This is a genomic window from Rhodoferax sp. (genome assembly GCF_014859475.1).
Taxonomy (GTDB): domain Bacteria; phylum Pseudomonadota; class Gammaproteobacteria; order Burkholderiales; family Burkholderiaceae_C; genus Rhodoferax.
In genome coordinates this window covers 1-12,497 of sequence record NZ_JACUUE010000065.1, presented here as the reverse complement: position 1 = coordinate 12,497, position 12,497 = coordinate 1, and the positions used below count along the sequence as shown (strand labels likewise).

Sequence of the window (12,497 nt, the reverse complement as noted above, 5' to 3'; positions counted from 1 at the left end):
TTCATCGCCACCAGGCCCAGCACGGCTTCGCGGCCGTCGATGATGCGGTGGTCGTAGCTCATGGCAAAGTAGTTCATCGGGCGCACCACCACCTGGCCGTTTTCCACCATGGCGCGGTCTTTGGTGGCATGAATGCCCAAAATAGCGCTTTGCGGCGGGTTGATGATGGGGGTGGACATCATCGAGCCGAAGGTGCCGCCATTGCTCACCGAGAAGGTGCCACCGGTCATCTCTTCCATGCCCAGCTTGCCATCACGCGCCTTGGCGCCAAATTCAGCAATCTTTTTCTCGATGTCTGCGAAGCTCATCTGGTCGGCATTGCGCAAAATGGGCACCACCAGACCACGCGGCGAACCCACGGCAACGCCGATGTCAAAGTAGCCGTGATAGACGATGTCGTTGCCATCGACCGATGCGTTGAGCACCGGAAACTTCTTCAAGGCATGCACCGCCGCCTTGACAAAAAAGCTCATGAAGCCCAGCTTGACGCCGTGCTCTTTCTCAAAACGCTCCTGCATGCGCTTGCGCATATCCATGACCGGCGCCATGTTGATCTCGTTGAACGTGGTCAGAATGGCGTTGGTGGACTGCGATTGCAGCAGGCGCTCGGCGACACGCGCGCGCAAACGGCTCATGGGCACCCGCTGTTCAGGACGACCTTGCAGCGACGCAGCCAGACTGCTCGCAGGTGCTGCTACCTGCGTCAGCAAGGCGGCAGCCGGTTTGGCGGCCGGCATGGCGGGTGCCGCTGCTGGCTTGGGGGCAGCCACGGCCGCCAACACGTCACCCTTGGTGACGCGGCCGTCCTTGCCCGTGCCCGCCACAGAACCCGCAGCAAGCTGGTTGTCTGCCATCAGCTTGGCCGCAGCAGGCATGGCCACGCCTGCCATGGCACCACCTGCCGGAGCCGCCACAGCAGGTGGCGCTGCTGCAGCAGCCATTGCCACCACCACGGGGGCAACCGGCGCAGCGGCACCTGCGACCGCTTCGGTGTCGATACGGGCGATCAGCTGGTCAGCCGCAACGGTCGTGCCATCGGGCTCGACGATTTCGACGATCACGCCGGCCGACGGGGCGGGTACTTCGAGCACCACTTTGTCGGTTTCAACGTCGATCAAAATTTCATCGACGGCGACAGCGTCGCCTACTTTTTTCTTCCACTGCAACAAGGTGGCTTCGGCCACAGATTCGGACAGTTGCGGGACTTTGACTTCTACGATTGCCATGACAATTCTTTCAAAAATAAGCTTGAAGGTTCAGCCGGCGAACGCGATGCCGGCCTGAACGGAATGGGTCGGGTGCTGCCTTACTTGGACAGGACAAATCCCTTGAGCTTGCCAAAAGCGCCTTCGACCAGCGCCTTTTGCTGCTCCTGATGCAAGTGCGCATAGCCCACGGCCGGCGAGGCCGAAGCGGCCCGGCCGGAATAACCCAGCTTTTGCCCGTCGAGCATGTTCTCGTGAATGTAGTGCTGCACAAAGAACCAGGCACCCTGGTTTTGCGGCTCGTCCTGCGTCCACACCACCTCGGTCGCATTGGGGTACTTTTTGAGCTCGGTGGCAAACGCCTTGTGCGGGAACGGGTAGAGCTGCTCGACGCGGATGATGGCCACGTCTTCGCTGCCCTTTTCTTCGCGCTTTTTGGCCAGGTCGTAGTACACCTTGCCGGAGCACGCCACCACCCGCTTGACCTTGTCGCGCTTGAGCGACTGTTGATCAGGGATGATGGTCTGGAAGCTGCCCTTGGTGAACTCAGCCAGCGGCGATGCGGCATCCTTGTGCCGCAACAGCGACTTGGGCGTGAAGATCACCAGCGGTTTGCGCAGGTTGCGCACCATCTGGCGGCGCAACACGTGGAAAATCTGGCTGGCTGTGGTGGGCTGCACCAATTGCATGTTGGTGTCTGCCGCCAGTTGCATAAAACGCTCGACCCGCGCCGAAGAGTGCTCCGGACCCTGGCCTTCGTAGCCGTGCGGCAACATCATGGTCAAACCGTTGACACGGCCCCACTTGACTTCGCCAGAGGCAATGAACTGGTCAATGACCACCTGGGCGCCATTGGCAAAGTCGCCAAACTGGGCTTCCCAGATCACCAGCGTGTTGGGGTCGTTGGAGGCGTAACCGTATTCAAAACCCAGCACAGCCTCTTCGGACAGGATCGAGTCGATGACGGAAAACGGCGCCTGGTTTTCAGCCACGTTTTGCAACGGCACGTAGGTGCCGACATCCCATTTTTCGCGGCTTTGGTCGTGAATCACGGCGTGGCGGTGGGTAAAGGTGCCGCGACCGCAGTCTTCGCCACTCAGACGCACCGGGTAGCCACTGGCCACCAGCGACGCAAAGGCCATGTGCTCGCCCATGCCCCAGTCCACCGGAATATCGCCGCGGCCCATGGCGGCACGGTCGTCGAACACCTTTTTGACCAGCGGATGCACGATCAGGCTGGCCGGCAAGGTGGTTATTTTTTCCGCCAGGCGCTTCCATTCGGCCGTGGGAATGGCGGTGTCGCCAGCGTCAGTCCACTTCTTCCCAAGGAACGGCGTCCAGTCCACCGCGTATTTGCTCTTGAAATTGGTCAGCACCGGATCCAACGTGTGCTTGCCGGCATCCATCGCAGCGCGGAAGGCCTTGACCATATCGTCACCCAGCGTGGCGCCCAGGCCTTGGGCTGCGAGTTTGTCGGCGTACAGCTTGCGGGTACCCGGGTGGGCGGCAATTTTCTTGTACATCAGCGGCTGCGTCAGCGCTGGTGTGTCTTGCTCGTTGTGGCCGAGCTTGCGGAAGCAGATGATGTCGAGCACCACATCCTTGCGGAATTCCATGCGGAAGTCGAGCACCCACTGCATGGCCAGTACCACAGCTTCGGGGTCGTCGCCGTTGACGTGAATCACCGGGGCTTCGACGCCCTTGACGATGTCGGTGCAGTACAGCGTGGAGCGGTAATCACGTGGGTCGGAGGTGGTGAAACCGATCTGGTTGTTGATGATGATGTGCACCGTGCCCGCTGTGCTGTAGCCACGGGTTTGTGCCAGCGCCAGCGTCTCCTGGTTGACACCCTGGCCGGCAAAGGCAGCATCACCGTGCACCAGCACCGGCAGCACCTGGCGACCGGTCGAGTCAGCACGGCGGTCCATGCGGGCACGCACCGAGCCTTCGACCACCGGGTTGACAATTTCAAGGTGCGATGGGTTGAATGCCAAACTCAGGTGCACCGGGCCACCCGAGGTTGCCACGTCAGAGCTGAAGCCTTGGTGGTACTTGACGTCGCCGGACGGCAGGTCTTCGGGGGCAGAGTGGTCGAACTCGGCAAACAGGTCGGCGGGCATTTTGCCCAGCGTGTTCACCAGCACATTGAGGCGGCCACGGTGTGCCATGCCAATCACGATTTCCTGCACGCCCTCGTTACCTGCCTGCTGGATCAGCGCGTCCATGGCGGCAATGAAACTCTCGCCGCCTTCCAGCGAAAATCGTTTCTGGCCCACGTATTTGGTGTGCAGAAAACGCTCCAGACCTTCAGCGGCGGTGAGTCGGTCAAGAATGTGTTTTTTCTGCTCGGCATTGAAATTGGGCTTGCTGCGCACGCTCTCGAGCTTTTGCTGCCACCAGCGCTTTTGCGTCTGGTCGGTCAAATACATGTATTCGGCACCAATAGAGCCGCAATAGGTTTCGCGCAATGCGTTGAGCAACTCGCGCAAGGCCATGACTTCCTTGCCGAAAAAGGTGTTGCTGGTGTTGTAAACGGTTTCCAGGTCGGCGTCGGAGAACCCGTAGAACGACGGCTCGAGCTCGGGAATGGGCTGGCGCTCGGTGCGTTTGAGCGGATCCAGGTCGGCCCAGTTGGAGCCCACATTGCGGTGAGCGGCAATCAGTTGCTGGACAAATACGCGCTTGCGGCCCAGGTCGGAGTCAGCACCTGCGGCCACCACCACTTGGGTGCCACCCTGTTTGGCGCGCTCGGCAAACGCATTGATGACAGGGAGATGCGGGACATCCCTGGCGTTGGTGCCATCGACGGCAGGCACGTGCTGCAGGGCATCGAAATACTCGCGCCAGGACTCTGGCACTCCGCCCGGGTTGTCGAGGTAGTTTTCGTACATCTCCTCGACGTACGGCGCGTTGCCACCAAAAAGGTAGGTGTTCGCCTGATAGGCTTGGTAAACCGTGTTGGTTTCACTCATGTTTCGCTGACTTTCATTTCCCTTGGGGAAACTTTGGCTGGTTAAAGCTGATGGTTGATTAACCTCCCGCGTCACGGCTTGACCGTTTGGCGGATGCGACAGTGGCGTTGGAAGGGCCTGATGCAGAAAAGGATTGTGCCACCAAAAGGCAGCACAATCCTTACAGCATGTTTTTGACCCGGATCAGGACTTCATCAAATCCTTGATCTGTTGCAAGGCGGCCGGGTCGTCCATGGTGGTCAGGTCACCGGGGTCGCGGCCTTCGCACACAGCGGTGATGGCGCGGCGCAGGCACTTGCCGCTGCGCGTCTTGGGCAGCACGGTGACAAAGCGCACACGGGCCGGGCGAGCCACCGCGCCGAGGTCTTTGTCCACGATCTTCATGATCTCGCCTTCCATCTTGAGCGCGCTGGCCTCATCGGCGATCAGGCTGGCGTCCTTGACCACGGCAAAGGCCATGGCCACCTGACCCTTGAGCTGATCGGCCACACCGACCACCGCAACTTCGGCCACGTTCGGGTGCGCCGAGATGCTTTCCTCGATTTCGCGGGTACCCAGGCGGTGGCCGGCCACGTTGATCACGTCGTCGGTGCGCCCCAAGATGAAGTAGTAACCGTCTTCGTCGCGAATACCCCAGTCAAAGGTGCTGTAAACCATGCGCCCCGGTATGGTCGTCCAGTAGGTGCTGACAAAGCGCGCGTCGTCGCCCCACACCGTTTGCAGGCAGCCGGGCGGCAGCGGGCCCTCGATGGCGACCACACCCTTCTGGTTGGCGCCCTTGAGTTCTTCACCGGTGGTCTCATCGATCAGCTTGACGTCGTAGCCATACACTGCCTTGCCGGGTGAACCAAACTTGGTGGGTGCATCGTCCACGCCTTTGCAAATGCTCAGGATCGGCCAGCCGGTTTCGGTCTGCCAGTAGTTGTCGACAATCGGCCGTCCCAGGCCTTCGCTGATCCATTGCGCGGTGGGTTGATCGAGCGGCTCACCCGCCAGGAACAAGGCCCTGAGCGACGACAGATCGTATTTCTTGAGCAAGGCCGGATCCTGCTTTTTCAGCACCCGAATCGCAGTGGGCGCGCTGAACATCGCCGTGACCTTGTACTTTTCAATCAGGCTCCACCAGATGCCGCCATCGGGGCGCGTCGGCAGACCCTCGTACATGATGGTGGCCATGCCGGCAATCAGCGGCCCGTAAATGATGTAGCTGTGGCCCACCACCCAGCCAATGTCGCTGGTCGAGAAATAGGTTTCACCCGCGTTGCCGCAGTAAATGTGCTTCATGCTGGCGGCCAGCGCCACGGCGTAACCACCGGTGTCGCGCTGCACGCCCTTGGGCTTGCCGGTGGTGCCGCTGGTGTACAGCGTATAGCTGGGATGGGTGGCATCGACCCACTCGCATTCCACTACCGTGTTCATGTTTTTTTCCCGCAGGTCGGCCCACAGATGGTCTCGGCCCGCCACCAAATCCATGGCCACCAGGCCGCGATCCACCAGCAGCACGGCTTCGGGCTTGTAGCTCGACAGGCTGATGGCTTCATCGAGCAGCGGCTTGTAAGCCACCGGCTTGCCGCCGCGCGAACCAGCATCGGCGCTGATGACGACCTTGGGCGAGGCATCCTCAATGCGCGTGGCCAGCGAGCCGGAAGCAAAACCACCAAATACCACCGAGTGGATGGCGCCAATGCGCGCGCAAGCCAGCATGGCAAACGCAGCCTCGGCAATCATGGGCATGTAGATCAGCACCCGGTCGCCCTTGGCCACACCCAGTTGTTTGAGGATGGCAGCCATGCGCTGCACCTCGGCGTGCAGTTCGCGGAACGAATAGACCTTTTCCTGGTTGGTCTCGGTCGAGACAAAAATCAGTGCAGCCTGGTCAGCACGGTCTTTCAAGTGCCGGTCCACCGCGTTGTGACACAGATTGGTCACGCCACCCGCAAACCACTTGGCAAAAGGCGGGTTGCTGTAGTCGCAAATCTGGCTGGGCTGGACTTTCCAGTCCACCAATTGGGCTTGTTCACCCCAGAAAGCATCGCGGTCGGTGATCGAACGTTGGTAAAACTCTGCGTAGCTGGTCATGGACTGTCTCCGGTGGTTATATAAAAACTGAATTTATAATTATGGACGCTGAGCTTGCATGACACTGACTGTTGTTGACACCGGTCAATGGTCTCTAAAAAAGCGCCAGACGTGCTTCAAGGCAGTACATTGTTCACCAGCCTGAAAACCTTATTTTTTATCGAGAAATGCCAAGACGCCCCGCCCTGCGCCAAAACCGCTGGCCAGGCAGGCGGTCAACAAATACCCGCCCGTGGGCGCTTCCCAATCGAGCATTTCACCGGCGCAAAAAACACCCGGCGAAGATACCAGCATCAGCTGCGCCGTCATGCCCTCGAACAGCACGCCACCGGCGCTGCTGATGGCTTCGTCAATCGGGCGCACTGCCGCCAACGTGATGGGCAACGCCTTGATTGCCTGAGCCAGTTGAAGCGGGTCGGCCATTTGTTCTTTGCTCAACAACTCATGCAGGATGGCCGCCTTGATGCCCTCGATATGCAGGCGGCTCTTGAGGTGGTTTGAGAGCGAACGCGAGCCACGCGGGTGTTGCACTTCGGCCAGCACCCGCTCGTAGGGCATGTCGGGTCGTAAATCCAGCTGAAATGTGGCCTTGCCGTGCGCCAGGATGTCATCACGCAACCAGCTTGATGCGGCGTAAATCAAACTACCTTCAACCCCGCTCGCCGTGGCAACGAATTCCCCTTTGCGGGCAAACGTATGACCCTGCGCGCTGGTGTAAGTGATCGCCACAGATTTGAATGGCTGACCGGCAAAACGGCTGGCAAAGTGGTCACTCCAGCCGTGCTGCACATCAAAGCCGCAATTGGACGGCAACAAGGGGGCCACCGCCACACCACGTGCCTGCAACCAGGGCACCCAGGCACCGTCGGAGCCCAGTCGCCCCCAACTGCCGCCACCGAGTGCCAGCACCACGGCGTCGGCCTGCACTGACATCGGGCCATTTGGCGTATCGAAATCAAGCCAGGTGTTGACCGCCCCGACAGCAGGGTCTGTGGCTTGCGCAGCGGGTTGATGCCACCCGGTCCAGCGGTGGCGCATCATGAATTCAACCGGGGGGCCTTCTTTTGGATGGCGCAAACGTTTCAGCCAGGCTCGCAACAGTGGCGCCGCCTTCATATCAGCAGGAAAGACCCGCCCCGAACTGCCCACGAATGTGTTGATACCCAAAGAAGTCGCCCAAGTTCGCACACTGGTCGCATCAAATGTCTTGAAAAGTGACTCAATCTGCTGACTGCGCCGCTCATAACGCGAGACAAACAGGTCAGCAGGTTCGGCATGCGTCAAATTCAACCCGCCTTTGCCCGCCAGCAAAAATTTGCGACCAACGCTGGGCATGGCATCAAACAACTGCACGGCAACGCCAGCGCTCGACAAAACCTCGGCTGCCATCAAACCGGCCGGCCCCGCGCCGACGACCACGACTTTCTTCATTTTTTTACCTGAATTTTGTATTTTCTGCAGCCAACTACAGGCGACATGCCCGCGCACGGTGCAGCTATTTGGTTTCTGTCACAATTTCCACACTGTATTCTTTTCAAAACCACTTTTTAGGAAATAACCATGGCCAGTGAACTGATCAAACATGTGTCCGATACGTCGTTCGAAGGCGATGTGCTGCAAGCCGATGTTCCCGTGTTGGTGGATTACTGGGCCGAATGGTGTGGCCCATGCAAAATGATTGCGCCGATTCTGGACGAAGTATCGGCGGCCTACGAAGGCAAATTGCAGATCGCCAAAATGAATGTCGATGAAAACCGCGACATCCCGGCCAAGTTCGGCATTCGCGGCATTCCCACCTTGATGATCTTCAAAAACGGCCAACTGGCTGCCACCAAAGTGGGTGCCATGAGCAAGGCGCAACTCACCGCTTTTATCGATCAGCAATTGGCCTGATCCGATACCGGCAGGTGCCACGCATCTGCCTGGAGCCCGGCCAAGCGCGCCGGGTTTTTTTCCTGTCATAATTCACCTCACTCGCTCTCCCTCACCAAGGGCCAGCTCGAGCCACAGGCGCAAAGCCGATGCGACTTGAATCCTCACAAGTCCCAAGCGCCAAACCATTTCCCTCCCGGCAGATTCCCAAAACTCACTGAGCCACTCCATGCATTTAAATGAACTCAAGGCACTGCACGTGTCAGAAGTCCTCAAACAAGCCGAAGATCTCGAGATCGAAAACACGGGCCGTATGCGCAAGCAGGAACTGATGTTTGCCATCATCAAGAAACGCGCCCGCGCCGGTGAACAAATTTTTGCCGATGGTGTGCTGGAAATTTTGCCCGACGGTTTTGGCTTTTTGCGCAGCCCCGACACCAGCTACACCGCCAGCACGGATGACATCTACATCAGCCCGAGCCAGGTGCGCCGCTTCAACCTGCACACCGGCGACATGATCGAAGGCGAAGTGCGTACCCCGAAAGACGGCGAGCGTTACTTTGCCCTGAACAAGCTCGAAAAAGTCAATGGCGGCGGCCCCGAGGACAATAAACACAAGGTGATGTTCGAGAACCTGACGCCACTGTTCCCCAACGTGCAGATGCGCCTGGAGCGCGACATCAAGGGCGAAGAAAACATCACCGGGCGCGTTATTGACATCATCGCGCCCATCGGCAAAGGCCAGCGCGCCCTGCTGGTGGCGCCGCCCAAGAGCGGCAAGACGGTGATGATGCAGCACATCGCCCACGCCATTTCGGCCAACTACCCAGACAGCCACATGATGGTCTTGCTGGTCGATGAGCGCCCCGAAGAAGTGACCGAAATGCAGCGCACCGTCAAGGGCGAGGTGATTGCCTCCACCTTTGACGAACCCGCTGCCCGCCACGTGCACGTGGCCGAAATGGTGATCGAGCGCGCCAAGCGCCTGGTCGAACTGAAAAAAGACGTGGTGATTCTGCTCGACTCCATCACCCGCCTGGCACGCGCCTACAACAACGTGGTGCCCTCCAGCGGCAAGGTGCTCACCGGCGGTGTGGATTCCAATGCACTGCAACGCCCAAAACGCTTTCTGGGCGCCGCGCGCAATGTGGAAGAAGGCGGCTCACTGACCATCATCGCCACCGCCCTGGTGGACACCGGCAGCCGCATGGACGAGGTGATCTTTGAAGAATTCAAGGGCACGGGTAACTCGGAAATTCACCTCGACCGCCGCCTGTACGAAAAGCGTGTGTTCCCGTCCATTCAACTCAACCGCAGCGGCACACGCCGCGAGGAACTGCTGTTGCAGCCTGAAATCCTGCAAAAAACGCGCATCCTGCGCCAGTTTTTGTACAACATGGACGAGATCGAGTCGATGGAAATGGTGCTCAAACAAATGCGCGCCACCAAGAACAACAGCGAGTTTTTTGACATGATGCGACGCGGTGGCTAAGCCCGGCCAAGCGCGTCAAATCCACTATAATCGGCGGTTTTCGCGACAAGTACGAGCAGCTTTGAATTGCGCAATGGGTTTGCGCAAGGGTTGCCGCGGCTAACGCATCTGATGGAGAAGACATGAAAGAAGGCATTCACCCCAATTACCGCGAGATTTGTTTCCTGGACTCGTCCAATGGTTTCAAATTCGTGACCCGCTCCTGCGCCAACACCAAAGAGATGATCAAAATGGAAGACGGCCGCGAACTGCCCCTCTTCAAGCTCGATACCTCAAGCGAATCACACCCCTTCTATACCGGCACGCAAAAATCGGTGGACAACATGGGTGGCCGCGTGGAGCGCTTCCGCAACCGCTTCGGCAAAACTGCTGCAAAGTAAGCCTTCAAAAGCATTGGGTCAAAGGCAGCCGGGTCACGCCGTGCTGCCTTTTTCTTTGCACTGACCCTAAGCGTTCACCTAGCCACCCGCACCGTGAATCAGCCTACCCCTGCCATCGTTGCGCAAGCTGGCGTCAAGCGCTTGCCGCGCCTGGCGCTGCTGCTATTTTGCCTGGCATATATATTGCCCGGTTTTCTGGGGCGTGTGCCCTGGAAGTACAACGACATCACCACTTTTGGTTACATGGCCGAACTGGCCCGCGGTGCCACCGACTGGTGGCAACCCACGCTGGGCGGTTTGCGTCCTGAGGTGGATGCCTTGCTGCCCTACTGGCTGGGCGCCTGGGCCATGCAACTGGCGCCCAGCTGGATGGCACCTGACTTGGCCGCGCGGGTTCCCTTCATGCTGTTGCTGGCGCTGACGCTAATGGCCACCTGGTACGGCACCTACTACCTGGCGCGCAGCCCGAAGGCACAGCCGGTGGCTTTTGCCTTTGGCGGCGAGGCGCAACCAACGGATTACGCGCGCGCCATCGCCGATGCCGCCTTGCTGGCTTTCATTGCCTGCCTGGGGCTGGCGCAACTGGCCCATGAAACGACGCCGGCATTGACGCAGTTGTGCTTTACCGCCCTGCTGTTTTACGCCACGGCGGCCCTGCCCTATCGCCAATGGACCCCGGGCATCAGCGCCGCCGTGGCGTTGCTGGGGCTCACGCTGTCAGGCGCGGCCTTCATGGCTTTGGCTTTGGGGCTGGGCAGCGCTTGCCTCTACCTACTGACGACAGCGTCTGACAGCTCAGACGCCGCCAGGAACAAAGCCAGGGCGCTCGCAATGGTGGCACTGTGCATCGCCTGCGCGGCACTGGCTACGGTGCTGGATTTATGGCGCTGGCGCATTCAACTACCGCAGGCCACGTTGGGGCAATGGAGGGGCCTTGGCAAGCTTTTTCTGTGGTTCACCTGGCCTGCCTGGCCGCTTGCTCTCTGGACGCTGTGGCGCTGGCGCCGACAACTCGTCAGCGCGCGCTTTTCCGGCCTGCACCTCTGGTTGCCCGTTGGCTTTGTTGCTGTCGCGAGCGCAGCGACCTTAACCACCAGCGCGGCCGATCGCTCGCTGCTCCTCGCCTTGCCCGCCCTGGCTGCGCTGGCCGCTTTTGCCCTGCCAACGCTAAGTCGCAGCGTGGGCGCACTGATTGACTGGTTTACCCTGATCTTTTTCACCGGCTGGGCGCTGGTCATCTGGGTGATCTGGATTGCCATGCAGACCGGCGTGCCGGCGCAACCGGCCGCCAATGTGGCTCGGCTGGCACCCGGCTTTGTGCCCAGCTTTTCTATTCTGTCGTTCGTCATCGCGGTCTGCGCCACGCTGGCCTGGCTCTGGTTGGTCAAATGGCGGGTTGGCAGGCACCAGAAAGCCATCTGGAAAAGCGTGGTGCTGCCAGCGGGTGGGGTGGCCCTGAACTGGCTGCTGCTGCTAACCCTAATGCTGCCTTTGCTCGACTTTGCCAGAAGCTACGCCCCCATGGTCAGGCAGGTGACAGCTGCCTTGCCGCTGTCACCCGGTTGCGTGGCCACGCTGGGTTTGAGCCGAAGCCAGCTTGCGGCATTTAAATTTCATGGCGCGCTAGAGCTGCAAACGCTTGATGCCGGGAGTCCATGCCAATGGTTGATTGCCGACATTGGCACGGTCAGCAGGCGCGCTGACATCACCCAGAGCTCTGACTGGCTGTTGCGGCGTGCTCTGGGGCATCCGGCGGAACGAAAAGATTCCCTGCACCTGTATGAGCGTCAGCCATGACAGTTGCCGGCACCACCCGCAAGGCCGGAAAAATCAGGCTGAATACAGAGCCTTTACCAACGGTGCTCTCGATCGACAGGATGGCCCCATGGCGTTGCGCCACATGTTTGACGATGGCCAGGCCCAGACCGGTACCCCCGGTTTCACGCGAACGGCTGCGATCCACGCGGTAAAAACGCTCTGTCAGGCGACCCAGGTGCTCGGCGGCTATGCCAGGCCCGGTATCAGCCACCGAAAAGACCAAACAACCATCTGCACGTTGGTTAACGCTCACGCTGATGCGCGCACCCGCAGGGGTGTAACGCACCGCGTTGCTGACCAGGTTGCCCATGGCACTGAGTAGCTCACTGGGCACACCGGCCAGATTGCCATTGAAAGCAATGTCAAATTCAAATTGATGATCGGTGTCACCCAGCGACCCCATCACCTGCGACAAAGCCAATGCATCTGCCTCGAGCTGGCGCATCAAGGTCGGCACGGACACGTGTGTATCCACCCCCGGTGGGGCGCTGCCTTCGAGCCTGGAAAGGGTGAGCAAATCACTCACCAGGGTTTGCATCCGATCAGCCTGCTGCGCCATCAGCGCCAGGTACTGCTGACGTTCCGACTCTTCCAGATTGAGCGTTTGCAGGGTCTCCACAAAACCCGCCAGCACCGTCAGGGGCGTGCGAATTTCATGCGACACGTTGGCCACAAAATC

The 12,497-nt window shown here is 59.7% G+C and carries 9 protein-coding genes; 4 read left to right on the top strand and 5 right to left on the bottom strand.

Annotation, left to right across the window (positions count from 1 at the left end; translation table 11 throughout):
* The 4 genes from odhB to IBX54_RS07765 form a co-directional block, all read right to left on the bottom strand.
* Window positions 1-1,226, bottom strand: a 1,226-nt coding sequence (odhB, locus tag IBX54_RS07780; RefSeq protein ID WP_296542098.1) for a 2-oxoglutarate dehydrogenase complex dihydrolipoyllysine-residue succinyltransferase, incomplete at its 3' end; no start/stop codon positions are given.
* Between the two features lie 80 nt (window positions 1,227-1,306).
* Entirely contained in the window at window positions 1,307-4,177 is a 2,871-nt protein-coding gene (locus IBX54_RS07775; RefSeq protein ID WP_296542097.1) for a 2-oxoglutarate dehydrogenase E1 component, read from the bottom strand.
* Window positions 4,178-4,360: 183 nt separating this feature from the next.
* Window positions 4,361-6,289 carry a propionate--CoA ligase gene (locus IBX54_RS07770; RefSeq protein ID WP_296542099.1) on the bottom strand — a complete coding sequence of 643 codons (1,929 nt, stop codon included), beginning with the start codon at window positions 6,287-6,289 and terminating at the stop codon, window positions 4,361-4,363.
* Window positions 6,290-6,406: 117 nt separating this feature from the next.
* On the bottom strand, window positions 6,407-7,687 hold the full coding sequence (locus tag IBX54_RS07765) for a TIGR03862 family flavoprotein (RefSeq protein ID WP_296542096.1): 1,281 nt from the start codon (window positions 7,685-7,687) through the stop codon (window positions 6,407-6,409).
* Window positions 7,688-7,816: 129 nt separating this feature from the next.
* Here IBX54_RS07765 and trxA point away from each other — a divergent pair, with 129 nt between their 5' ends.
* From trxA to IBX54_RS07745, 4 genes are all read left to right on the top strand, one after another.
* On the top strand, window positions 7,817-8,149 hold the full coding sequence (trxA, locus tag IBX54_RS07760) for a thioredoxin TrxA (RefSeq protein ID WP_296542095.1): 333 nt from the start codon (window positions 7,817-7,819) through the stop codon (window positions 8,147-8,149).
* A gap of 208 nt (window positions 8,150-8,357) precedes the next feature.
* Window positions 8,358-9,620 carry a transcription termination factor Rho gene (rho, locus tag IBX54_RS07755; protein WP_296542094.1) on the top strand — a complete coding sequence of 421 codons (1,263 nt, stop codon included), beginning with the start codon at window positions 8,358-8,360 and terminating at the stop codon, window positions 9,618-9,620.
* Window positions 9,621-9,742: 122 nt separating this feature from the next.
* Window positions 9,743-10,000: a type B 50S ribosomal protein L31 gene (locus tag IBX54_RS07750; RefSeq protein WP_296542093.1), complete on the top strand. Its 258-nt coding sequence runs from the start codon at window positions 9,743-9,745 to the stop codon at window positions 9,998-10,000.
* Between the two features lie 93 nt (window positions 10,001-10,093).
* Window positions 10,094-11,797: a hypothetical protein gene (locus IBX54_RS07745; protein WP_296542092.1), complete on the top strand. Its 1,704-nt coding sequence runs from the start codon at window positions 10,094-10,096 to the stop codon at window positions 11,795-11,797.
* Here the strand turns inward: IBX54_RS07745 and IBX54_RS07740 are convergent.
* Window positions 11,706-12,497 (bottom strand): ATP-binding protein (locus tag IBX54_RS07740; RefSeq protein WP_296542091.1); only part of this gene is annotated, 792 nt, incomplete at its 5' end. The two genes, IBX54_RS07745 and IBX54_RS07740, sit on opposite strands and share 92 nt — an antisense overlap.